Annotated in this window: 22 protein-coding genes and 1 pseudogene; 15 read left to right on the top strand and 8 right to left on the bottom strand. The window is 62.1% G+C overall.

The annotated features are described in order from the left end of the window. Window positions 1-23 precede the first annotated feature (23 nt). Together JQ575_RS03265 and JQ575_RS03260 are read left to right on the top strand one after the other, a co-directional pair. The gene (locus JQ575_RS03265; protein WP_249166396.1) at window positions 24-1,472 is read left to right on the top strand and encodes a dipeptidase; all 1,449 of its coding nucleotides are present in this window, start codon (window positions 24-26) and stop codon (window positions 1,470-1,472) included. Then, window positions 1,469-2,296: an amidohydrolase family protein gene (locus JQ575_RS03260; protein WP_212031842.1), complete on the top strand. Its 828-nt coding sequence runs from the start codon at window positions 1,469-1,471 to the stop codon at window positions 2,294-2,296. Before JQ575_RS03265 ends, JQ575_RS03260 begins: the two co-directional genes overlap by 4 nt. On the opposite strand, the gene JQ575_RS03255 is transcribed toward JQ575_RS03260, so the two are convergent. Further along, window positions 2,297-3,676, bottom strand: coding sequence for a sigma-54 dependent transcriptional regulator (locus tag JQ575_RS03255; RefSeq protein WP_212031841.1), 1,380 nt, complete (start codon window positions 3,674-3,676; stop codon window positions 2,297-2,299). It lies immediately after the preceding gene. Window positions 3,677-4,415: 739 nt separating this feature from the next. On the opposite strand from JQ575_RS03255, the gene JQ575_RS46365 reads away from it, so the two are divergent. From JQ575_RS46365 to JQ575_RS03240, 3 genes are all read left to right on the top strand, one after another. Continuing rightward, window positions 4,416-4,625 carry a flavin reductase gene (locus JQ575_RS46365; protein ID WP_212031840.1) on the top strand — a complete coding sequence of 70 codons (210 nt, stop codon included), beginning with the start codon at window positions 4,416-4,418 and terminating at the stop codon, window positions 4,623-4,625. Window positions 4,626-4,824: 199 nt separating this feature from the next. After that, window positions 4,825-5,286 carry a nitroreductase family deazaflavin-dependent oxidoreductase gene (locus JQ575_RS03245; RefSeq protein WP_212031839.1) on the top strand — a complete coding sequence of 154 codons (462 nt, stop codon included), beginning with the start codon at window positions 4,825-4,827 and terminating at the stop codon, window positions 5,284-5,286. A 113-nt stretch (window positions 5,287-5,399) separates the two neighbouring features. After that, window positions 5,400-6,257 (top strand): TIGR03620 family F420-dependent LLM class oxidoreductase, encoded by an 858-nt coding sequence (locus JQ575_RS03240; protein ID WP_212031838.1) that lies wholly within the window; start codon window positions 5,400-5,402, stop codon window positions 6,255-6,257. Between the two features lie 17 nt (window positions 6,258-6,274). Here the strand turns inward: JQ575_RS03240 and JQ575_RS03235 are convergent, their stop codons facing one another. Beyond that, window positions 6,275-7,165, bottom strand: a complete 891-nt coding sequence (locus JQ575_RS03235) for an LLM class F420-dependent oxidoreductase (RefSeq protein ID WP_212031837.1) — start codon at window positions 7,163-7,165, stop codon at window positions 6,275-6,277. Window positions 7,166-7,272: 107 nt separating this feature from the next. On the opposite strand from JQ575_RS03235, the gene fgd reads away from it, so the two are divergent. Genes fgd through cofC form a run of 4 tightly spaced genes read left to right on the top strand, consistent with a single transcriptional unit; the run spans window position 7,273 to window position 10,689 of the window. Continuing rightward, entirely contained in the window at window positions 7,273-8,277 is a 1,005-nt protein-coding gene (fgd, locus tag JQ575_RS03230) for a glucose-6-phosphate dehydrogenase (coenzyme-F420) (RefSeq protein ID WP_212031836.1), read from the top strand. Between the two features lie 17 nt (window positions 8,278-8,294). Continuing rightward, the gene (cofE, locus tag JQ575_RS03225) at window positions 8,295-9,068 is read left to right on the top strand and encodes a coenzyme F420-0:L-glutamate ligase (RefSeq protein WP_212031835.1); all 774 of its coding nucleotides are present in this window, start codon (window positions 8,295-8,297) and stop codon (window positions 9,066-9,068) included. Beyond that, window positions 9,065-10,015 (top strand): 2-phospho-L-lactate transferase, encoded by a 951-nt coding sequence (gene cofD / locus JQ575_RS03220; RefSeq protein ID WP_212031834.1) that lies wholly within the window; start codon window positions 9,065-9,067, stop codon window positions 10,013-10,015. Before cofE ends, cofD begins: the two co-directional genes overlap by 4 nt. Then, window positions 10,012-10,689 carry a 2-phospho-L-lactate guanylyltransferase gene (cofC, locus tag JQ575_RS03215; protein ID WP_212031833.1) on the top strand — a complete coding sequence of 226 codons (678 nt, stop codon included), beginning with the start codon at window positions 10,012-10,014 and terminating at the stop codon, window positions 10,687-10,689. The genes cofD and cofC overlap by 4 nt, the downstream gene beginning before the upstream one ends. Here cofC and cofH read toward each other — a convergent pair. After that, window positions 10,686-13,052, bottom strand: coding sequence for a 5-amino-6-(D-ribitylamino)uracil--L-tyrosine 4-hydroxyphenyl transferase CofH (gene cofH, locus JQ575_RS03210; protein WP_212031832.1), 2,367 nt, complete (start codon window positions 13,050-13,052; stop codon window positions 10,686-10,688). The genes cofC and cofH overlap by 4 nt on opposite strands. Before the next feature lie 124 nt (window positions 13,053-13,176). Here cofH and JQ575_RS03205 point away from each other — a divergent pair, with 124 nt between their 5' ends. Continuing rightward, the gene (locus tag JQ575_RS03205; RefSeq protein WP_212031831.1) at window positions 13,177-14,130 is read left to right on the top strand and encodes a TIGR03619 family F420-dependent LLM class oxidoreductase; all 954 of its coding nucleotides are present in this window, start codon (window positions 13,177-13,179) and stop codon (window positions 14,128-14,130) included. A gap of 1 nt (window position 14,131) precedes the next feature. Here the strand turns inward: JQ575_RS03205 and JQ575_RS03200 are convergent, their stop codons facing one another. The 3 genes and pseudogenes from JQ575_RS03200 to JQ575_RS03190 form a co-directional block, all read right to left on the bottom strand. Beyond that, entirely contained in the window at window positions 14,132-14,986 is an 855-nt protein-coding gene (locus tag JQ575_RS03200; RefSeq protein WP_212031830.1) for an LLM class F420-dependent oxidoreductase, read from the bottom strand. A gap of 170 nt (window positions 14,987-15,156) precedes the next feature. Continuing rightward, window positions 15,157-15,450: an LLM class flavin-dependent oxidoreductase gene (locus JQ575_RS44360; protein WP_249166394.1), complete on the bottom strand. Its 294-nt coding sequence runs from the start codon at window positions 15,448-15,450 to the stop codon at window positions 15,157-15,159. A gap of 19 nt (window positions 15,451-15,469) precedes the next feature. Continuing rightward, window positions 15,470-16,195 (bottom strand): annotated as a pseudogene (locus tag JQ575_RS03190) (LLM class flavin-dependent oxidoreductase); the annotation flags it as partial. A 173-nt stretch (window positions 16,196-16,368) separates the two neighbouring features. Here JQ575_RS03190 and JQ575_RS03185 point away from each other — a divergent pair. The 3 genes from JQ575_RS03185 to JQ575_RS03175 all read left to right on the top strand — a co-directional run bounded on the left by JQ575_RS03185 (window position 16,369) and on the right by JQ575_RS03175 (window position 19,163). After that, the gene (locus JQ575_RS03185; RefSeq protein ID WP_212031828.1) at window positions 16,369-17,253 is read left to right on the top strand and encodes an LLM class F420-dependent oxidoreductase; all 885 of its coding nucleotides are present in this window, start codon (window positions 16,369-16,371) and stop codon (window positions 17,251-17,253) included. 133 nt (window positions 17,254-17,386) lie between these two features. Then, entirely contained in the window at window positions 17,387-18,646 is a 1,260-nt protein-coding gene (locus JQ575_RS03180; RefSeq protein ID WP_212031827.1) for a thiolase C-terminal domain-containing protein, read from the top strand. Window positions 18,647-18,650: 4 nt separating this feature from the next. After that, window positions 18,651-19,163 carry a Zn-ribbon domain-containing OB-fold protein gene (locus tag JQ575_RS03175; RefSeq protein WP_212031826.1) on the top strand — a complete coding sequence of 171 codons (513 nt, stop codon included), beginning with the start codon at window positions 18,651-18,653 and terminating at the stop codon, window positions 19,161-19,163. 738 nt (window positions 19,164-19,901) lie between these two features. Here the strand turns inward: JQ575_RS03175 and JQ575_RS03170 are convergent. Both JQ575_RS03170 and JQ575_RS03165 read right to left on the bottom strand, forming a co-directional pair. Then, entirely contained in the window at window positions 19,902-20,615 is a 714-nt protein-coding gene (locus tag JQ575_RS03170) for an MOSC domain-containing protein (protein ID WP_212031825.1), read from the bottom strand. Between the two features lie 365 nt (window positions 20,616-20,980). Continuing rightward, window positions 20,981-21,859 (bottom strand): GNAT family N-acetyltransferase, encoded by an 879-nt coding sequence (locus JQ575_RS03165; RefSeq protein WP_212031824.1) that lies wholly within the window; start codon window positions 21,857-21,859, stop codon window positions 20,981-20,983. A 238-nt stretch (window positions 21,860-22,097) separates the two neighbouring features. On the opposite strand from JQ575_RS03165, the gene JQ575_RS03160 reads away from it, so the two are divergent. Beyond that, a complete protein-coding gene (locus JQ575_RS03160) occupies window positions 22,098-22,313 on the top strand; it encodes a hypothetical protein (protein WP_212031823.1) in 216 nt (71 codons plus the stop codon). Window positions 22,314-22,329: 16 nt separating this feature from the next. After that, window positions 22,330-23,253: a glyoxylate/hydroxypyruvate reductase A gene (locus tag JQ575_RS03155; RefSeq protein ID WP_212031822.1), complete on the top strand. Its 924-nt coding sequence runs from the start codon at window positions 22,330-22,332 to the stop codon at window positions 23,251-23,253. Window positions 23,254-23,261 lie beyond the last annotated feature (8 nt).

Raw genomic sequence — 23,261 nt, 5'->3', positions numbered from 1 at the left:
GCGGCTGCTGAAGGAGGCGACCGATGCCGGCGGAATCGAACGGCCTGGCCTATGCGCGATCCAACCGCGCCCGGTTCGTGGCCGAACTCATCGAATTCGTCCGCTTCGCGTCGGTCAGCGCTGGGCCGAAACATGCTCGTGATATCAGCAACTGCGCCGCCTGGCTGGCAGCGCAACTGCGCAGGGTAGGGCTCGATCGCGTCCAGGTGCTTCCGACGCGCGGGGCTCCGATCGTCTATGCAGACTGGCTGCATGCGCCCGGACGTCCGACCGTTCTCATCTACGGACATTACGACGTGCAGCCGGCCGATCCGATCAGCGAATGGCAATCGCCGCCATTCGAGCCCGTGGTGCGCGGCGACAATCTGTTCGGCCGTGGTGCTGCCGATGACAAGGGGCAGATGTTCACCCATGTCAAAGCCGCAGAGTGCCTGTTACGCACCTCCGGCCTGCTCCCCGTCAACATCAAATGCCTGTTCGAGGGTGAGGAAGAGATCGGCAGCACGAACTTGCCGGATTTTGTCCAGCGTCATAGCAAGACACTCAAGGCTGACGTCGCGGTGCTGTCGGACACGCGGATGCTGGCGGCAGATCGCCCCGTCATCACCGAGTCACTGCGTGGTGCGCTCAGCCTTGAACTCGAACTTCGCGGGCCCGCGCATGACCTGCATTCCGGCAATTTTGGCGGATGCGTCCACAATCCGTTGCAGGTGCTCAGTGGGATCATCGCCCGGCTGCATGACCGCGACGGCCGATTGACGATTCCGGGCTTTTACGACCGGGTTCGCTCAATGACGCCTGAGCAGCGTGCTTACATGGCGAAGGTCGGTCCGTCGGACGCTGAGATTTTGAGCGATGCCGGTGCTGAACGAGGGTGGGGTGAGCGCGGGTACTCGCTCTATGAGCGTAGCACCGTCAGGCCCGCGCTCAGCGTGAATGGTATCAGCGGCGGGTATCAGGGACCGGGCGTGAAAGCCGTTATTCCAGCGCGCGCGTCGGCGAAGCTCAATTTTCGCCTGGTGCCCGATCAGAATCCTCACGAGATCGATCAACTGTTTCGTGCCTATGTTCGTCGGATCAGTCCGCTCACGGTACGGCTCGCGATCAGGACCGAGCTCGCGACCCAGCCGGCCATGGTCGATCGGAGACACCCCGGGGTGACCGCTGCCGTCGAAGCTTACAAGAGAGGCTTCGGCAATGCCCCCGTGTTTCTGCGTTCCGGCGGAAGCATTCCCGTCGTCAATCTGTTCCAGAAAATCCTCGCGATTCCCACGGTGCTGATGGGCTTTGCGCTGCCCGACGACCGGTTGCACGCGCCTAACGAGAAATTCCACCTGCCAAATTTCTTCAATGGCATCGCGACTTCCATGCACTTCCTGACGGAGTTGGCCCGTATCGGCCTCGATGCATTCCCGGATCATCGCGACACGCCGCTTTCGTTGTGTGTCCACAATGGCGAGGCGGCACGATGATCATCGATTGCCACTGTCACGCCGGAAAGGGCGATGGGCTAACCGGTCCCTGGGATACAGCGGCGCCATTGAGAAAATACCTGCGCTGGGCCAGTGAGGCCGGCATCGACCGCACCGCGATTTTTGCCGCCTTTCGCTCCGACTACGCGGTCGCCAACCGGGAGATCGCGCGCATTGTCGCCAGCCGGCCCGGCCGTTTCTATGGATTGGCCTTTGTCCACGCAGCCAGGGACCGCGGGCGGATCGGTGAAATAGTTAAAGTCGCAATCGAGCAATATGGCTTCGTCGGGATCAAAGTGCACCGTTATGATGCGCGGCTGTCGCGCGAGATATGCGAAGTCGCTCGCGCCTTTTCTGTTCCCATACTCTACGATCCGATGGGTGAAGTCTCGATCGTCGAACTCATCGCCACGGAATATCCCGATGTAGCGTTCATCATCCCGCATATGGGGAGTTTTTCCGACGATTGGCGCGCGCAACACAGCCTGATTGACCACTTGGTGCGCCACCCCAATATCTATACTGACACATCGGGCGTTCGCCGTTTCGAACTGCTTGAGCTGGCCGTGCAGCGGGCCGGTGCAAGGAAGATACTGTTTGGCTCCGACGGGCCATGGCTGCATCCCGGTGTGGAACTGGAGAAAGTCCGGCTGCTGGGTCTCTCGCCCGCGGACGAGGAACTCGTCCTCGCGGGCAATTTCCTGCGGTTGACTTCGAACCGGCGCCAGCAACCCGTCGCGTTGCCAGAACACCCGTCGCGCGAATTCCAGCCATCGCAGGACGAATACCGCGATCCCTGGCAGGCCGGTCACTTCGAAGCATGATCAGCCGCCGCCATTGTGTTGGCGCCGCGCTGCGCGACGCATCTGAAGGGCGCGATCGGTCACGCCGAGCCTGCGTGCGGCGCCGTGCAAATTGCCGTTCTCCTCGTGCATGGCGATACGCGTTGCGGTATCTGCCGCGGTCTGGCTGATTTCGCGAAGCCCGACGCCCAACGAGAGGGCCTGGGCGATAGCGCGTTCGAACTCCGGCACACGCCAGTTGTCCTTCGCAGGCCCGCCGATTGGATGCTCATCGTCCGGCAAGTCACCGATGGTAATGGGCCCAGGACCGACGTGCCGGCTGCTGACGCGTGCTATCAGCTGACGCAGGTCCCTGACGTTGCCGGGGTAAGCGCGTTTCAGCAGGTATTCTCGAACCGGCCCGTCGAAATCCGCCAGTGAGATGCCGGGTTGGAATAGCTTAAGGAAATGCCGAGCCAAAGTCAGGATGTCTTCGCGTCGCTCCTGCAATGGCGGCAACCGAAAGATCCAGCCCCCGATCCGGTGATACAGATCATGACGAAAATGGCCTTCTTCGATGCTTCGGAGCAAATTCCGATTGGTCGCGGAAACGAGACGAAACTGGCTGCGTTGCCAGGCATTGCTGCCGACACGTTTATAGGTGCCCTCCTGAACGACACGCAAAAGCTGCGCCTGCAGGCTGAGCGGCAGTTCACCCACCTCGTCGAGAAATAACGTTCCACCGTTCGCGTCCGAGAAAGCGCCGTCGCGTGCACCGACGGCTCCGGTGAAGGCGCCGCGCTCGTGACCGAAAAATTCGCTGCCAGATAATTCCGGGGCGATGGTGGTGCAGTCGACGATGACAAGGTCGTTCTCGCAGGCGCGCGGATCAAGCTCGTGGACCAGCCGCGCAACCTGTTCCTTGCCGGTGCCGCTCTCGCCGATCAGTAGCACGGCGGCCCCGGTAAACCGTGCGACTTCGACGATCTGCCGCAACACCGACCGCCACGCCGGGCTTTTGCCGATCAGGTTGTCATGGATGGCCGGTGACTGCAGAAGCTCATCGACGGCACGCCAACGCTCGAAGCGTGCTTTGACCTTTTCCGCCATTTCAGACGCGGACGACCATAGAAATACGTCGGACGCGCCTGCATGCAATAGTCGCCAGGCCTGTTCGTTGTCGAGCTGGCCGCCTGCGATCGGGACCGCCACCACCCGCTTTTCGCGATTATGGCTGACCTCGCGGACGAATTCGCACAAATCATCGTCGAAGTCGGAAAAACAGATGATCCCATCATCCGCGGGCGCGCTGATGTCCCAAGATCGGGTGAGGACTCCACTGCTCGACAGGCTATCAACGATCGCCTGCCTGGCAGCAGGGTCTTTCGGCCCACAGAAATGAATCCATGGCTCCCGAAGCATGAGCCTCCCCCAGCATGACCGCAGAGCTTCCAAGATGTGCGAAGTGGCGGAACGAGGTGGTGAGCAGCTAAGCAAAAATAAATAAAGCAAGAAGATCCAAGCGATGCAACTTCAATTTGTATGATGGGTCTTTGAAGTGAGTTTTGAAATATGTAAGAATTTAATGGGTTGCAAACCAGACTTGATGCCGCCGTGTTGCGGGGCGGCCAACCTCAAGTTGAGCATCTTTTCCACGCTCGAGGCAAAGCCTTCCCGGTGTGTGGTGCCGATGATTTGGTTCGGCTTGATTGAATACAGAATTCACAGCGCAGGCTGTCCTGCATTGGTTCATTCCGCGTCGCGAACAAACTCGGGATTGGGTTAGCGAATGCTCCGAAATAATTTCGGTCTCGGCCCCATCAATAAAGGAGGCGCGGCCGAGGCAGCCTCAGCTCATAGAAGACGGCGAGGGCGAAAAGCACCACAGCGAGCAGGCTCAATTTAAACACCGCCTCGCGGCCACTCTGAGTAAGCTTGGCACAAACTGCATATCCGGGTCCTCGTGACGTTATTTTTTGTTGAGGGGCCGTCCAAACGAGAAGACTGCGACTGATTATTAGAGACTTGGCAGCCGGTCGATCATTTTGCGGTCAACATCCTCAACGAGAACGAGAGCGCCATATCGACGCATATCGCCCGCGCGCTGATCGATAAGTGGGACGGGTAAAATTATGCCCCCCGGGGGCGCAGGGTTCCGCTGTTGTCGTATGCGCTCGCCTGGATCGAATGCCAAGCATACGCAAAAGAAGAACGCGGTGACCATCTCATCATTGTCGGGCATGTGCTGTCATTGACTGCGCGATCCGAAGTAGATGCCCGACCGTTGCTTTTCTTCAGAGGTAAATACTGCCAGCTCGATGTCAATCCGGGCATTACGACACGGCCCGATCAAGGGCTGCACGGGTGGTAGCATGACGTCACGCCTGACCACCACGCTCGACAGATCAGCGCTGCCCGTCATGAAAAGCTCGTGTCTCAAAATGGCTCGGAAGCACAGCGGAGTTCCCGAAAACAGCCAATAAGTGCCACATCGCCTTGCTCTTGAATCAGGATTTGGCCGATCCGGCGCCCGATGGTATGTTCCCTTCTGCTTTTAATGAGAGGGCACGATGGCTGAAGCGAAACTCGGTCCGAACTTGCCGGACTGGATTGTCGAGCACGCGAACCGCTATCTTGCGAGCGGTGGAACCGACGGGCACATGTACAAGGTAACGGTGCCCCAGCACGGTGAGATGACCGTGCCGGCGCTGCTGCTGACCACAACCGGCCGCAAGTCTGGCGATAAGTTCCTGTTTCCGCTGTTTTACGGAATGGAGGACGACAGTTACTTCATAATCGCCTCAAAGGGAGGCGCGCCCGACCACCCAGGCTGGTATCGCAACATTCTTGCGAACCCCGACGTTGAAGTACAAGTCGGGACCAAGAAGTTGAAAGTGCGGGCCAGGACAGCGGAGGGCGTGGAGCGCCTGCGGCTTTGGAAAAAGGCGCTCGAGTTTTGGCCGCCCTATGCTGACTATCAGCTCAAGACCGAGCGCGAGATACCGGTGGTCGTGCTGGATCCCGTCCATTAGGGTACGTGGCGCCGACCGCGCGTCGAGACAATCTCGCTATTCGCACGGCTTGATTCCTATGCCAGCTCCCCGCGATAGCGGTTTGTACGCACCGTCAGCCGGAGGCTATCGACATGAAATTAGGCCGCCTTGGCGTGTGGTACAGCACCGACAAGCTCGACGGATCGCAGCTGCGCGATTTCGTGCGCGCGGTTGAAGGCAACGGCTACTCGAACCTGTGGTACCCGGAATCGCGAGGCTATGAGTCGATGTCGCTGGCGGCCTGGTTGCTGTCGTGCAGCGAGAAGCTGATGATCGGCAGTTCGATCGCCAACATCTATGCACGCGATTCCTTTACCGCGCAGCGCGCCCTAGTCTCGCTGAACGCGCTTTATGGCGATCGGTTCGTTCTCGGCCTCGGCGTCAGTCACATTCCGATGGTCGAAGGGCTGCGTGGCCATCGCTACGACAAGCCGCTTGCGGCCATGAGTGCCTATCTCGACGGCATCAACAAGTCTGCGCCATCAGGTGAACTGCCAGTCGTGGTCGCCGCACTCGGACCGAAGATGCTGGCGTTGAGCGGCGCCAAGTCGCGCGGCGCTGTTCCCTATAACGTGACGCCAGCGCACACGGCGCAGGCGGCAGCGATCCTCGGGCCATCGAAATGGCTTGCGGTGGAGCAGAAAATAACGATCGAGACCAATCCCGTGAAAGCACGGGGGCTCGGGCGCAAGGAGCTCTCGCGCTACATGGGGCTGCCGAACTACCGCAACAGCTGGCTGCGCCAGGGCTTCACCGAGGCCGAACTCGCCGACGGCGGTAACGACCGGTTCATCGATGCGATGGTCCTGTGGGGCGATGCTGACACGGTCAAGCGTGGCCTGCGAGAGCACTTCACGGCCGGCGCCACGCATGTCTGTCTGCAGCCCGTCCACGCCGATGGCGATTTCGCCGCCCGCGACCGCATGCTGGCCGCGCTAGCCGATGCCTGAGACGCCTGTGCTCCGCCTCAGAGCAGATCGGCGACGGCGTTGCGGTAGCGGCGCATCGCGTCGACATGGTCGTTCATGCTCCGGCCGGCCATGCGCTTGTGGTGGTAGCCACCGAAGGTGTTGTGCAGCGTGACATGTGTGACGCCGGCCTGCTTCCAGAAGCTGATCTCCTCGCGCCAGTCTTTTTCGGCGCCGGTGCCGGTTGAAGTCCAGACTTCCAAGCCAACCGAGTCCGGATCGCGTCCCTCGGCTTCCACCAGGCGACGCAGCTTGTCGAATTCGGCGACGGCCTTGGGTCCCGGCGGCTCAGACAGCATCATCCAGCCGTCGCCCCATTTTGCGATCCGCTGCAGCGTCACATCCATGTGACCGCCGAACCACAGCGGAATTTTGCGCTGTGGCGGCCTGGGATTGATGCCGGCGTCCGGAAGGCGATGCCACTTGCCTTCGAACGTCACGTAAGGATCGGCCCACAGCGCTTGCATTACCTGGACCTGTTCCTCGGATCGCTTGCCTCGATTGTGGAAATTCTCGTTGAGGCCGACGAACTCGATCTCGTTCCAGCCGACGCCGATGCCGAACCGGAAGCGGCCGCCGCTGAGCACGTCGAGACTGGCGGCCTGTTTGGCGACCAGCACCGTCTGGCGCTGCGCGAGGATCAGGACCTGGGTGGAGAGTTCGACCTTCTTCGTGCAGGCAGCGATGAAGCCGAACGCCACGAACGGATCGTGGAACAGGCCGAGCCCGCCCGCGCGGCCGCTGGCGGGGTTCGCCGGGTTGCCGCCGAGGACATGGTCCGCTAGCGTCAGGCCGTCGTAACCTTCGGCCTCGGCGAGCTCAGCGTATTCGCGCACAATCGGGCCATCGCCGCCAATGTCGCCGTAGGGCAGGGCTATTCCGAGATGCATGGTCGCTTCCCCCTTTTTGGCTGGTCGCTGCTTTCCCTCTAATCTATAGATTTCCACTACGGGTACCATGGCCTCGGCATCGGCCGGCGCCAGCCAGGAGATTTGCGGTGATCAAGCTCGGATACAAGGCATCGGCGGAGCAGTTCGCGCCGGGCGCGTTGCTGGGCTTCTCCTGTCTTGCCGAGGAAGTTGGCTTTGATTCCGTCTTCATCAGCGATCACTTTCAGCCATGGAAGCATGTCGACGGCCATGCGCCTTTTTCGCTGACGTGGCTGGGCGCGCTCGGCGCCAGGACCTCGCGCGTCGTTATCGGCACCAGCGTGCTGACGCCGACGTTCCGCTACCATCCATCCATCGTCGCCCAGGCGTTCGGCACCATGGGCGCGATGTTCCCGGGACGCGTCGTGCTCGGTATCGGCACTGGCGAAGGACTCAACGAAGTACCTTCGACCGGGCAGCCCTGGCCGGAATTCAAGGAGCGCTTCGCGCGCTTGCGTGAGGCCGTCACCCTGATCCGGGCGCTCTGGACCCAGGAGCGGGTCAGTTTCGAAGGTCAGTATTACAAGACCGAGAAGGCGACGATCTACGATCGCCCGAACACGCCGGTGCCGATCTATGTCGCCGCGGCGGGTGCCCTCGTGGCGCGCTATGCCGGCCGCTCCGCCGAAGGATTCATTTGCACGAGCGGCAAGAAGCCGGAGCTCTACACCGAGACCTTGTTGCCGAAAGTCGCCGAAGGCATGGCGGCGTCGGAGGATCCGTCGCGGTCCTACGATCGCATGATCGAGGTCAAGGTGTCGTTCGATACCGACAAGGCGCGTGCCCTGGAGGATACGCGCCACTGGGCGGCGCTGGCGCTGACGCCGGAGGAAAAGATGACGGTCGAGGATCCCGTCGAGATGCAGCGCCTCGCCGACGCGCTGCCGCTGGAGCGCGCCGCCAGTCGATGGATCGTGTCCAGCGATGCCGACGAGCACGTCGAGCGGATCGGTTACTACGTCGGTCTCGGTTTCCGGCATCTGGTGTTTCACGCGCCGGGACCAGACCAGGCGCGCTTTCTGAAGATCTACGGTGAGAATGTGCTGCCGCGCCTTCGCAAGCGTTTCGGTTGAGCGCGCGGGACCAGCCGATGCAACCCAGCAACGCCGTCGAGCTCCTTGCCGTCCCCCGCATTCCGCTTGTAGCCAAGGACGACGATCTCGTCGCCTTGATCGGCGAGGGGCTGGCGCGCGGTGGGATCGTGCCACGTGGCGGCGACGTCTTTGTGTTGACGCAGAAGATCGTGTCCAAGGTCGAAGGGCGCATGGTCGATCTCGCCAGTGTCAATCCGTCGGCTGAAGCGATCGAACTCGCCGACAAGGTTCAAAAGGATCCGCGCCTCGTCGAACTGATCCTGTCGGAATCGGTGCGCGTGGTGCGGGCAAGGCCGGGCATCCTGATCGTCGAGCACCGACTCGGCCTGGTTATGGCCAATGCGGGGATCGACCAGTCCAACGTGGCTTCGCCCGATGACCCCCAGCGTGCCCTGCTGCTGCCAGTTGATCCCGACGGCAGTGCGGCGATACTGAAAAAGCGCCTGTCGCAAAGGTTCGGTGTGCCGCTTGCCGTGATCATCAGCGACAGTTTCGGTCGCGCCTGGCGGCGCGGTACCTGCGGCGTTGCGATTGGCGCCGCCGGCCTGCCGTCGCTGATGGACCTGCGCGGCTCGTCCGATCTGTTCGGACGCGAGCTTCAGGTCAGCATCACCGGGCATGCGGACGAGATCGCTGCTGCCGCGTCGCTCGTGATGGGGCAGGGTGCCGAAGGTCAGCCCGTCGTGATCGTGCGCGGTTTGACCTGGCGCGGTCCTGACAACGCTGCGTCCGAGCTGGTACGCCCGGCCGCTGAGGACATGTTCCGATGAGAAAACGACTTGTCGTGGCGCTGTCCGGCGGCGTCGGTGGCGCGAAACTGGCGCTAGGTCTGAGCCGCGTCTTGCCGGCCGACGAACTGCTTGTGGTCGCCAACACCGGCGACGATTTCGAGCATCTTGGACTGAGCATCTCGCCCGATATAGACACGCTGACCTACACTCTCGCGGGCATCGACAATCCCGCCACGGGCTGGGGCCGTCGCGACGAGACGTGGTCGTTCATGGACAGCATCGGCGCGCTCGGCGGGGAGGATTGGTTTCGGCTCGGCGATCGCGATCTGGCGCTGCATGTCGAACGCACCCGTCGCCTGCGCCTGGGGCAGACCCTGTCCGAGGTCACATCAGACATTTGCCGGCGTCTCGGCATCGGTGCGCGCGTGTTGCCGATGAGCGATGACCGCGTGCGCACCCGCGTGCGCAGCGAAAGGGGCTGGATCGACTTCCAGGACTATTTCGTCCGCCAGCAGTGCCGGCCGGTCGTTCATGAGCTGGCTTTCGATGACGTGGCGCTCGCCCGACCGCAAGCCGAGATCGCGGCGGCGCTGCGCTCGGGCGACGTGCGGGCCGTGATCGTCTGTCCGTCCAATCCCTTCATTAGCGTCGAGCCGATCCTTGCGATCCCCGGCATGCGCGATGCGATCAAGGCGAGTGGGGCACCGGTCGTCGCGGTGTCGCCGATCATCGGCGGGCAAGCCGTCAAAGGTCCGACTGCGAAGATGATGCGTGAACTTGGCCTCGAGGCCAGCGCCGCCGGCGTCGCCGCGCGCTACGGCGACCTGCTGGATGGTTATATCGTCGACCACGCCGACGCCGATGGAGTTGGCCATGTTGGACCGCAGGTCACGATCGCCAAGATCCTGATGAAGACCCTGGATGACCGGGAGACGCTGGCGCGCGTGACGCTCGATGCGGCGGACGCGCTGGCTTCGCAGCGATGAACGACATCTGGGCGGTCATACCGGTCAAGGAGTTCGACGGCGCCAAGGATCGACTGTCGGGCCTGCTGTCGCCACCACAACGACGAATTCTCGCCGAAACCATGCTGACCGACATGCTCGACGCCATTGCCGGCTCACGCCTTCTGGCCGGCATCATGATCGTCACCCTCGAACCGCATGCGACGGCCCTTGGCAAGACAATCGGTGCGCGGATCGTGACCGAGGGGGCGCGGGACGGACATACCGGCAGTGTGAATGCCGGCCGCCGCCTTCTCGCAAGCGAAGGGTGTGGCGGCATGATCACGATGCCCGGCGATATTCCAGCTACCCGCGCCGGTGAGATAGACGCGGTGTTATCGGCGCATCTCGCCGCGCCGTCCTTCACGATCTCGCCGGCGCATGACGATCTCGGGTCCAATGCCGTCGTCTGTTCGCCGCCGGAATCGGTGCCGCTTCGTTTTGGCGACAACAGCTACTTCCCGCATCTCGACGCCGCACGCTGGCAGGGCATCGAGCCAACGGTGATCCGTCAGCCCGGGATCGCGATGGACATCGATCATCCCGTTGATTTGGCGCTGTTCCTGCGCCTGCAGCAATCGGCCGGAACGCGTACCCGAACGCTGCTTGAAGAACTTGGCGTGCCCGCGCTGCTGGCCAAGCGGGGTATAGCCTAAGCGACCGCCACCTTCTTGCGCGGCGGCGTTTGCACGATCGGCGCCAAATCGGCCGCGATCATGGAGGCCGCACGGCGCTCTTCCGGCACCGGCCGATAGAGCGTATCGCGCTGCATCGGTTCGCGACCGATCGAGCGGATCAGCGCTTCCATGTCGTGCGGCGGAAACTCCTGTCCGTGCTGGGTGCCGGCGGCGCGCGAGATGCTCTCGTTCATTAGTGTGCCGCCGAGATCGTTGGCGCCGGACTTCAGGCAGATCGCGGCACCCGCCGGCCCCATCTTTACCCAAGATGTCTGGATGTTCGGGATCAGCGGATGCAGGGCCAGCCGCGCGACGGAATGCATGAGCACGGCTTCGCGGAATGTCGGGCCGGAGCGCGACATGCCGTGGCGGTACATCGGCGCCTCCATGTGGACGAAGGGGAGCGGCACGAACTCGGTGAAGCCGCCTGTTTCAGCCTGCAAGTCGCGCAGCGCAAGCAGATGTTTTGCCCACGATTTCGACGTCTCGACGTGCCCGTACATGATGGTCGAGGTGGTGCGCAATCCCGCCTGGTGGGCGGCGCGCTGCACGTCGAGCCACTGGGCGGTGTTGATCTTGTCGGGGCAAATGATGGCGCGTACCTCATCGTCGAGGATTTCCGCCGCCGTTCCGGGCAGGGTGCCGAGACCGGCTGCCTTCAGCTTCGTAAGGAACTCGTGGATCGGAAGTCCGAGCGTGGCCGCACCTTGCGTCACTTCCAGAGCCGAGAAGGCGTGGATGTGCATCTCGGGGGCGACCGCCTTGATCGCCCGGCAGATCGCCTCGTAGGTGGCGCCTGTGTATTCGGGATGGATGCCGCCTTGCAGGCACACTTCCGTCGCCCCGCGATCCCACGCCTCGATTGAGCGACGCGTAATTTCCTCGATGGCGAGATCATAGGGTGAGCCGCGCAGATCCTCGTGCGTGCGCCCTTTCGAGAAGGCGCAGAACTTGCACCGGAAGTAGCAGATGTTGGTGTAGTTGATGTTGCGGTTCACGACGTAACGTACGACGTCGCCACTGACCGCGCGTCGAAGTGCGTCGGCGGCCTGCGTGACGTGCCGGTAGTCGGCGTCGCGCGCAGCGAAGAGGCGCACGACGTCGTTCGAAGCGAGCCGTTCGCCCGATGTGGCGCGCTCGACGATTCCTGCGATTCCGGCGTCGACGCCGCGGGCGAGCACCAGCGGTGCCGGTGACGGCTGGGTGTTGCCCGGTGCCCAGTCATCGTCGCGTGCGAAGCCTTCGGTGTCACTCATACGCCGCACGCGGGTGGCTATATCAGGGGCCAGCCAATGATCAGCGTCGCGTGCATAGACGGGGTAGACGGGCAGGCGATTCACCAGCAGCTTGCCGGCCTCCGCGCTCTTGCGGGCGAGTTCGGCAATGGCAGGCCACGGGGCTTCGGGGTTCACGTGATCGGGCGTGACCGGCGAGATGCCGCCCCAGTCGTTGAGCCCCGCGTCGATCAGCTTTTGATAGACGCCTGGCGACAGATTTGGCGGCGCCTGGATATTCATGTCGGGACCGAGAACCAAACGCGCCGTCGCGATGGTCCACAGCAAATCTTCGAGATCGGGTTCCTCGGAATCGGCGAGCTTGGTGTCAGGCTTGGCCCGAAAATTCTGTACGATGACTTCCTGGATATGACCATGGGCGGCGTGCAGATCCCGTATAACCTCCAGCGCGTCGATCCGCTCGTCGCGTGTCTCGCCGATGCCGATCAGTATCCCGGTCGTGAAAGGAACTTTTAACTCGCCGGCCAGACGCAGGGTTTCCAGCCTGACTGCGGGATGCTTGTCCGGAGAGCCGAAGTGAACGCCGCCCTGCCTGCACAGCCGCTCGCTGATGGACTCCAGCATGATGCCCTGGCTGGCCGTCACCTCGCGCAGGCCGGCGATCTCCTCGTGCGTCATCACACCAGGATTGGCGTGCGGCAGCAATCCGGTCTCGCGCAGCACAAGCGCGCACATCGCGGTCAGATAGGAGATTGTCGTTTCGTGGCCGAGTGCTTTCAATGCGTCGCGGGCTGCCTGGTAACGCAGCTCGGGTTTGTCGCCCAGCGTGAACAGTGCTTCGGTGCAACCCGCGGCCGCGCCGGCGCGCGCGATGGCGAGCACTTCGTCGGGCGAGAGGTAGACGGGCTTGCCCGCGCGCGGTACTTGCGCGAACGTGCAGTAGTGACAGACGTCGCGGCAGAGTTTGGTGAGCGGAATGAAGACTTTTCGCGAATAGGAGATCACCCGCCCATGTGCGGAATCGCGCAAGGCCGCGGCTTCTGCTATCAGTTCGGCCGGCGGCGCATCGAACCGCCGCCGTATCGCCTGCCTACCGGCCGCCGTCATGGTCTGTCGTCTCCGCCCGCAGAGGGTCGCAATGTCGTCGCGGGACGCGCTTGCCGTCACCCGTTAGCGGCCGCATGGTGTCGCATCGACGCCAGCAATGCAATGCAAAGAAGGACGCAAAAAAATGCTGATCGGCTTCAACGCACCAACCGCCGGACCCCTGTCGGCCGCGGATAATTTGACAAAAATCGTGGTTGGCGCCGAGGCGATGGGGTTCGACTATGCGACGTTCAGCGACCACGTCGTGATTCCGACCGCGATCGCGGCCGAATATCCTTACAGCGCCTCCGGGGAATTCCCCAGCGGCACCCGCGGCGAGAGGCACGAGCAGTTGACCGAGGTCAGCTGGATCGCCGCGAAAACGACGCGGTTGCGTCTCGTGACATCAGTCATGGTGGTGCCGCACCGGCCAGCGGTGCTGACGGCCAAAATTCTCTCGACCATCGACGTACTTTCGGGTGGCCGGCTGACGCTGGGTATCGGTGCGGGCTGGATGCGCGAGGAGTTCGAGGCCATCGACGCGCCGGATTTCGATGCGCGTGGAACTGTAACCGATGAATATTTGCGCGCCTTCGTCGAACTCTGGACCAAGGACGCGCCGAAGTTCGATGGCAAGCATGTCCGGTTCGCCAATATCGGTTTCGACCCGAAGCCCGTGCAAAAGCCGCATCCGCCGATCTGGATCGGAGGCGAGAGCGGTCCGGCGCTGCGGCGAGCTGCCCGCATCGGCGATGCCTGGTATCCGATCGGGACCAACCCGCAGAATCCGCTCGACAGCCTGGCGCGGTTCAAGACCCAGGCGGCGCGTCTGGCCAAGATGACCGCAGAGGCGGGGCGCGATCCCAAGGCGGTGGGCCTCAGCCTGCGCGTTACCGTGTTCGGCGAGACTGCACCGGCACAGGCCAGTGATGGTGAACATCGCCTGTTCGCCGGTCCGCCGGCAGTGATGGCCGCCGACATAAGGGCGGTGCGCGACATGGGTGTCGGCAGTCTCGATTTCGGTTTCGGCGGCACCACGGCCGATGAAGTCCTCGCAGGCATGCAGAAATTCCGGGCCGAGGTCTTGCCGCTGGTCTAGTTCAGCTGTCGAGTTGGCGGATCAAATTCGCCCAACGGTCGAGTTCCGGCAGGATCGTATCGGCCTTGGCGGAATCGAGGCTGACGACGAGGCGCGAGACGCCGTCGTCGCGGTCGCGCTCGAGCAGGTCGAGGTTCTCCTTGGCGCCCCAGATCGTAATCGGCACCGACGCGAGATCGCGGCCAGCTTCGTTTGCCATCTCGCGGAATTTCGGCAGCAGGGCCTGCACATCCGCATACGAGCTTCGTGCGCGGTGGGGCATCCAGCCGTCGCCATAGCGCAGGGCGCGTCGGGCACCGAACGGGAAAGCGCCGCCGACGATGATCGGCGGATGCGGTTTCTGCACCGGTTTTGGCCAGGTCATCATCGGGTCGAAATTCACGAACTCACCATGGTACTCGGGTTTTGACTTGGTCCAGATTTCTTTCATCGCCTCGACACGCTCGCGCGCCAGCTTGTGGCGGCTTTCGAAAACCGTTCCGTGGTTGGCCATCTCGTCCTCATTCCAGCCATTGCCGACGCCGAACAGGAAACGGCCAGCCGAGATCTGGTCGATCGAGGCGACCTGTTTGGCGGTCTGGATCGGATCGCGCTGGGCGATCAGGCAAATGCCGGTGCCGAGCAACAGCGTCTTGGTCACCGCCGCGGCCGCACCCAGCATCACGAACGGGTCCATCACGTCGTAATATTTCTTCGGCACATCGCCGCCGCTGGGGAAGGGCGACTTGCGCGTCAACGGAATGTGGGAATGTTCTGGCACCCAGAGGGAATCGAAGCCGCGCTCCTCCAGCGCCCGCGCAAGTTCGGTCGGCGACATCGAGTAGTCGGTGAAAAACATGGCCCCGCCGATGCGCATCGTTCTCTCCCGTGTGTTGTTGCTCGCTGACCAGATGGCCGGCGATGGATCTCGTGTCGTTGTCTATCGCTCGTCTTTGGACGTTTCGGCCAGCGCGTCTCTGCGTGCGGCAGCAGCTGCCCGACGCGAAGGGGTGGACGCATCACGCTTGTTCTCCGCTGGTTGATACCTCAGTTCAGCCGCGCGGCCTTGGCCATCACCTCGATGGCCTCAGGTTGTCGCGATCGCACGCTGAGCGAATCCGCGCCGCTGTCCTCCCAGGCGCGGTAGCGTTCGCGGATGCGCGCCGGTGGGCCGACCAGCGATTTCAAATCGACCCACTCATCGGGCACGCTGGCGATGGCCTCGTCCTTGTGGTCCGCGAGGTAGAGTTCCTGGATGCGCTTGGCGGCGTCGCCGAAGCCGCGACGGACACATGATGTCGTTGTGAAAATTCTTGGTCCGGTGACCCATGCCGCCCACATAGAGCGCGACCTCCGGCTTGAGGCGTGCCAGCGCTCCTTTGACGTCGGTGTCGACCTCGACATGGACGGAGGCCTGGATGGTGAAATCCTTCATGCTCTTGCCGTTGCCGGCGCGCCGAAAACCTTCCTCCAGCCATGGGCCGTACTCCTCCATAGCGCCCGGCACGAAACCCATTGGCAGCCAGCCGTCGGCGATCTCGGCCGTCAGCTTGACCATCGCCTCGCCGCCGGTCGCAAGATAGATCGGGATGTCGGGGTTCATGTGCAGGATCGACTTCAAGGGTTTGGCGAGCCCCACGGAACCCTCGCCCGTGTAGGGCAGGCTGATCTCGCGGCCTTCGTGCGTCACGGGTTCTTCGCGCTTGAAGATCTTGCGCATGATCGCGACGTAATCCTTGACCCGATAATACGGCTTGCCCCACGGCTGGCCGTACCACCCCTCGACGATCTGTGGTCCCGACACGCCGAGGCCTGCAATGAAGCGGCCACCGCCGGACATCGCGTCAATGCTGGCGGCCGACATCGCGGCGTTGGCCGGCGTTCGCGCAGCCAGCTGCATGATGCCGGTACCGAGCTTGATGCGGTTGGTCTGGGCGGCCAGGAATGCGAGCGGCGTGATGGCATCGGAGCCATAGGCTTCGGCGGACCAGACCGAGTCGTAACCGAGGTCTTCCGCCCGTTGCACCAGGGCGACGGGCACCTCAAGGTGCGCGCCCGAATAGCCGATTGACAGGCCAAGCTTCATCGTCCGGTCCTCCCTGGCCGGAGGATACGAAGCGCGGGATCGCTTGAACAGTCTCGGCGGACGCATGGGTTGCTGCGATGAACGATGGCTCCCCGATGTCTTCGCCCTGTGCCATGATGACGATTGGAAGGCGCCGATCGAGCGCGCCGCTTGATCGGGGAAGGTACCGCCACATGAAATTTGCCCTGCATTTCGGCAACTTCGCGTTCCCTGATCCGGAAGGCGCCCGCCGTTTGGTTCGCCTGGCGGAAACGGCGGGCTTCGACTCGGTGTTCGCTGTCGAACATGTCGTGGTTCCCGATAATTACGAGAGCGTCTATCCCTATGCACCCGGCGGCCGGTTGCCGGGCGGCCCGACGGTGAACTTTAGCGATCCTCTGATCTGGCTGACATGGGTCGCCGCCGCGACCACGCGGCTGCGCTTTATGACCGCGGTGATGATCCTGCCGCAACGCAACCCGCTGGTGCTAGCCAAGGAAGTCGCCACGCTCGACTATCTCAGCGGCGGCCGGCTCGAACTCGGCATCGGAGTCGGTTGGCTCAAAGAGGAGTTCGAGGCACTCGGTATTCCCTTTGAGCGTCGCGGCAAGCGCGCCGATGAATATGTCGCGGCCATGCGCGCGTTGTGGGCCAGCGACAGCGCGAGCTTCGCAGGAGAGTTTGTCAATTTCAACAAGGTCAATTCCAATCCGAAGCCGGTTGCGAAATCAGTGCCGATCGTCGTCGGCGGTCACTCGGAAGCGGCCGCCCGCCGCGCCGGTCGGCTAGGCGACGGCTTCTTCCCCTCGATCGGCGCCCAGGTCGACACCATGCCGTTACTCGACGTCGTGCGCCGTTCGGCCGAACAGGCCGGCCGCGATCCGGGAAAAGTGGAATTGATCCTCGGCTGTCCCGGTGCGCTGCCGAATTCCGGCACCGACCCGCGCGCGGCCGTCGAGGAACGGATTGCGCGGGGCGCGGGCCGCCTCGCGCTGCCGGTGACGGCGTTCATGCCCGATCTCGAAGCGACGCTGGCCCGTTTCGGCGAGGAGATCATCAAGCCTTACGCGAACGCGTGAGTGTCGGAAGCGTTTGGCGTTGCGACTGCGTTGTTATCGCGCGAGCGATGGACAAAGAGCAAGCTATCCAGCATCCTCATTCAGGCGCGAGAACAAGACAAGAAACGGAAAAGCGAACCGGGAGCCCAACGAAATGCCGCTGCCTAGGGAAGATGTCGAGGCGACTACCCCGAAATTCCTGCGCGACAAGTACGCCATTGTGGGCGTCGGCGAGACCACCTACACGCGCGGCTCGGACAAGTCGACGCGGGCGCTCGCGTCTATCGCAGTGCGCAACGCGATGGTCGACGCAGGACTGAAACCTTCTGAGATCGACGGCATGTTGTCGTATCAATTTAACGACTCGGTGTTCTCGCCATTCGTCGCCGGCGATTTCGGCATCCGTCTCAATTTCTATATGGACGTGTTCGGCGGCGGATCGTCGACCGAGGCGCTGATCGGTATCGCGATCGGCGTCATCGAAGCCGGCATGTGCAAGACGGTGGTGATCTTCCGTTCCATGAACGGTTTCTCGCAGGTGCGGATCGGTGGCACCGGTGTACGCTCCGCAGTGCCTGTCTCGGGCGACATGCTGCACAGCCGCGCCTATGGCTGGCAGAGCGCGGGACAGTCGTTCGCGCCGAGCTTCATGCGACACATGCATGACTTTGGGACCACCGCCGAGCAGGTCGCCCATGTCCGCGTGGCCCACAGCCATCACGCCTCGAACAATCCAAAAGCCTATTACAAGAAGCGCATCACGGTAGAGGATGTCGTTGGCAGCCGCATGATCTGCAAACCGCTGCATCTGCTCGACTGCTGCGTGGAGACAGACAACGCCAATGCCATCATTGTGACCACGGCCGAACGGGCCAAAGATCTGAAGCAGCCGCTGGTGCAAATCCGCGGTGTAGTAGGCCGCTGCTCGAAGCCGCGGGTCGACATGCACTACCAGACCGGGCCGATTTCAACCGTCGCCGGCCGCTACGCCAGGGAAATCCTCTGGCCGAATGCTGGAGTAGGCCCGGACGATGTCGATCTCACCGGCTCCTATGATGCCTTCACCTTCACGACCATGTTGCAGCTCGAGGATTACGGCTTCTGCAAGAAAGGCGACGGCGGCCACTACGTCTCCGACGGCACCATCATGCTCGGCGGGAAAAGGCCGAACAACACGTCGGGAGGCCATCTCTGCGAAGGCTATACCCATGGCATCGCCATGGTGATCGAGAACGTGCGCCAGCTCCGCCACGATGCAGATGATAGTTGCCCGATCGGGCCCGATGGCAGGCGGCAGCACACCTACGATTATCGCGAAGGTGGTTGTCGGCAGGTGAAGAACGCCGAAGTATCGGCCAATCTTGGCTGGGCGATGCCCGGCACGGGATCGGCCATGGTGATGTGGAGGGGATAGGCAAATGATATCCGCGCAATATCTCGGCATGCCGCTTGAAATCAATGATCTCGACCATGAGAACCTCGACTACTTTGGCTACTGTGCGAAGCACGATTTTCGCCTGCAGCGCTGCGCTTCATGCAAGCTTCTTCGCTACCCACCGACAACGGCGTGCCCCTGGTGCAGCGGGCCGGATTCGGAGTGGGTGTCGGTCGAGGGGCGCGGCACCGTGCACTCCTACACCGAAGTCCATCATGCCATCCAACCGGCATTCAAGCAGTACACGCCCTATCTCGTACTGCTGGTTGAACTGGATACCCAAAGCGGTATACCGACAAGGGAAGAGGGGCTCCGCGTGATCGGCAATCTGGTGCGGCCGGACGGCGTGCTGGCACCGAAGACCGAAGTCGAGCGGGTCGGTATCGGCACCCGGGTGCGCATGGTGTTCACCGATGTCGCGCCAGGATTGGCGTTGCCGCAGTGGACGATTGACGAGACCGCGGTCGGCGGCACGCCGTGGAGATACCGCGGGTAGGGGAGCGCAGCCCGGCTCGCGAGCGCTAAAGCGTTACCAGCTCGATGCTGAATTGGAGGGACCCAACGGAGAAAGTTGGTGGTCGTCCCAGCTTGCGCCGGATGCGCGGCTTGACCTGACACGTTCCGGATTGGTCAGGCGGCGCAATCCAATTTCATCCTATCCTTCACGAATGATTGAGGTGTTTCCCGAACTTCGCCGACGTTGTGTCACGCGTGATCTATTGTCAGTGCGTTTGATCAACGCGGATTTCATTGCCGAATCTGATTTTTATTTCGGTTGAATGAGACTGGTTCTCGGCGTTTCATGCCGTCGCGCGCGTTGGCTTCCAATCGTAGGGGATTTGACCTTGGAGAAACCGGTGTAGACAGCCTCGCTCGTGCGAGATTTGCCAGTCGGTCCAATCCCTTATATAGGATCGGCTTGAGCATAAAAGATTAATGAGATGAATGGCTTAGACTATCGCTTTTCCGTCGCCCCCATGATGGATTGGAGCGAGAGTTCAAGTTTTTCAATTGGTTAGAAGGCGCCGTGTGCACGATGTGTGCACCGGGAGCTCAAACAAAATCCAGCGACAACCAATGTACACAGGCTGAACTGAACGCGCTGCGGCGTCGGCGGCGAGCCGATGTTTCCGGAGCGGTGCGATCTCGTTTGGCAATCCGCGCTCATCACCCGAGTCGGCCCTTCTGGCCGCCCGAGGAGAACGCATTGCGCTACTACTAGCTAGACTAAAGCTTACGCAACGGCGACCACCGCACCGGCTGTCACGTGCCCGGGACTCACGACGTCGCAATAAATCCCGAAATCACGACCGTGACGCTTGACCACTCTGCGCAGGATTTCGACGTCCAGCGGTAAGCGATCCTGCTCGATCGTGATGAAGCCGCAGCGTCCGCAGGGCTTCTTGCCCCGCAAGACGACCTCTCCGATCCTGATCTCCCGGCCGATCCAGCCTTTTTCAGGCATCGCCTCATCCTCATCCGGCCAGTCGACAAGAATGTTCGGACGGAAGCGGCGCGTGTCGATGACGCTGTCGGGCAATTCTCGGCTAAGGCTGCGCAGTGCAGCCGTGGTCAAGAGATGGATCGGAGCGTGCTCGTAGCGAGGACGGAAACCGCCCGATCCGATGGGGTCGAACGGCTTCAGCATCGGCTTGAAGCCGAAGGTCCTTGACAAGGCTTCCCGCATCGAGGCGTCCTCCGGTCCAGCCCAACTCTTGCCATCGACCGAAACGGCGACGCCGCCATCAGCGATCTTGGCATGCGCGCGCGGCACGCCGATGAAGTGCTTTTCCCGCCCAGGGGAGGCGATACGGCCGGTTGCTTCATCGAGCACTCCCCAGATCCGGTCGCCGGCGATGCCAGCTGCCTCGATGCGCGCCACGGCGAGCTGTTCGCCTGCCATGGAGCTCACCGGATAGCGCCAGAGTTCTGCGACCTCGCCCTTCATAGGCTCTTGAGCCTCTGGGAGGCGTTCATCAGCCGCTCCTCGAGATGCGCGGGACGGTGGCGGCGTAGAGCAGATCGGCGTCGATGGATGGAGGGAGCTAGGGTGCGGATATGGTGATCGGCATTTATTCTAGGCATAATAGGAAATCCTGCGTTCGGGCATTTTGCGGTCGTGCGAGCACGTCCTCGGGAGTTTCCTGTTCGACCAGGAGACCATGGTCCCGGAACGAACGGGCCCCTTGTCGGCGACGTCACGGGCGAAACCCATTTCGTCATTGACGACCACCATCGTCGTTAGGAGTTCACCGCCCCGATGGAGTAACGGGACCTTCGACCGATGCACGTCTTGGACTAGTCCATACAGCTTCAGCTCAACGCGTGACCGGCCAATCCGTAGACCCACGGCTCGTTTTCCTTTCGGTTCAGGAATCGCCGTCCCTTGGACATGGTTATGATCGTCTCGCTTATCCCGAGGCGGCTCTGCTGAAGATAGTCAGCAAATAGACCCGTCTGCTCGCGCGTATCGACGCGGGCGAACCGTCCCGTGAGCTCCTTGAGATGCACGGCCGTGAGATGGATCGCGTCACAATCATTGCTGGCGACGATGGGACCGATCACGTGGCCACGCCCGAACTCGCGCTTCATGGAGTAGCCGACGATCTCGCCGCCGCGGCTTAGAGTGCAGATTGATGCACCTTCCGAAAGCAATGCAAGCAGCTTCTGGCGGCTTGTTCCGAACGCGCACTCATCGAGCGCTGCGATCTCCTGAAGATTTTCGGCTGACAGCGACTTCAGTTCACCATCCAGAACTGGCACCGCAGGGAGGGATGATACGACCTCACCTTGCCACTGATACACGACCGCTTCCTTGCTGAAGCCCAGCGAAAGATAAAGATGAAAGGCGGCATCGGTCGAGTTCAGGCTCAAATTCCGCTTCCCACACCGTTCGAACACCTGTTCCATGAGCCATCGGCCACTACCTTGTGCTTGGGTGCGCGGCGATGTGATTACCAGGCCGATGGTGGCGAATTCGCGTCCGTGCGGGAACCACATCGCGCTTCCGAAAACGCGCCCGATGCCGTCAACAGCGACGATGCCCTGACCTGCGCGGCGCAGGAAATCCCAGTCCTTGGGCCGATGCGGCCAGCCAACCGCAACCGAGAGAGCGTGGAGCAGCTTCACATCAATTTCGCGAATGTCCCGCGCGACCAATTCGAAGGACTTCAGGCGTACCGATCGTCCCATTCATCCGTCCCTTCGCGGAATGCCAAGTCTATGGCTTGTCGTGCCTTCTGATCCTGCTGACGGATTATGGCAGCAGACGTGTTTGCCGCAGCATTGCACGGAAAGGCAGCAGGTTTCACCTGTTTTGGGCAAGTCTTCGAAATCTTCGGCCTATAGCGCAACGCAATTCGGCAGGGAAAGCTCCTGCTTGCGGTTACGCTGTCGATATCCAGCGAATTGCGTTGGCAGAGTGGGCCCCATGAAGGTTGAAGAAATCCGCGCGAGGCTCGTCGCGTTTCCCGTTTTGGGGCTCAATGCCGCGGCTGGACTTCATCGGCAGGCCGGCACCGACACGGTCATTTGCGATCCCGGCGATGTCAGTCCTGCCCATCGCCTCCATGACTACATCGAGACCGGCGAACTCGCTACGTGCCAACAAATGATCGAGCATCTCGGCGCGCGCCTCGCCGTGTGACACGAAGGGTTCGTCGATGGGGTTTCTTTTCAATTCCGATGCCGCAAGAGGGGCAGTTTTCCGCCAGATCTTTGCGCGCGAGCTCCCCGACCTGGAATTCTACCACTGTAGTGAAAATATCGACTCCGACAAGGTGAGGTACCTCCTGACCTGGAACGTGCCGGACGATGTTTCGCGTTATCGCAATCTGGAGGTGCTCTTCTCCATCGGTGCAGGGGTTGATCAGTTCAAGCCGGAGATCATACCCGACCATGTGAAAGTGGTTCGCATGGTCGAGGATGGCATCATACGCATGATGCAAGAATACGTCGTCCTTGGCGTGCTGGCGCTCCATCGCGAGATGCTCGCATATCGGGAGCAGCAGAGAAGGGCCATGTGGCAAGCCCTCACCAGTCCGCAGACGGCGGAGCGCCGCGTGGGTTTCCTGGGCCTTGGCATGCTGGCGCATGCGGCAATCGACCGCCTCAAACCCTTTGGATTTCCTCTTGCCGCATGGAGCCGCAGCAAAAAGCTGGTCGAGGGGGTCACCTGCTTTCACGGCGAAGATCAGCTCGCCGGCTTTCTGATGGAGACGGATATTCTGGTCTGTCTCTTGCCGCTGACGGAGCAGACCCGTGGCATTCTGAACGCAAGGCTCTTCTCGTTCTTGCCGACGGGAGCGCGACTGCTGCATGTTGGCCGCGGCCCGCAGCTTGACCAGGCCGCACTCATCGAGGCGCTCGACGGCGGCCGCCTTGCAGCAGCCATACTCGATGTCACCGAACCCGAGCCGCTGCCGCAAGGCCATGCGCTCTGGTCGCACCCGAAGGTGATGATAACGCCGCATATCGCCTCCGTGACGCAGCCGCATACGGCAGCACTATCCGTAATAGAAAACATCCGGCGCCACCGCGCCGGGAAAAGTCCGATCGGCCTCGTCGATCGAACGCGCGGCTACTAACCAGGAAA

This window comes from Bradyrhizobium sp. JYMT SZCCT0428 (genome assembly GCF_018131075.1).
Lineage (GTDB): Bacteria > Pseudomonadota > Alphaproteobacteria > Rhizobiales > Xanthobacteraceae > Bradyrhizobium.
This window is presented reverse-complemented; position numbering and strand designations above follow the sequence as displayed.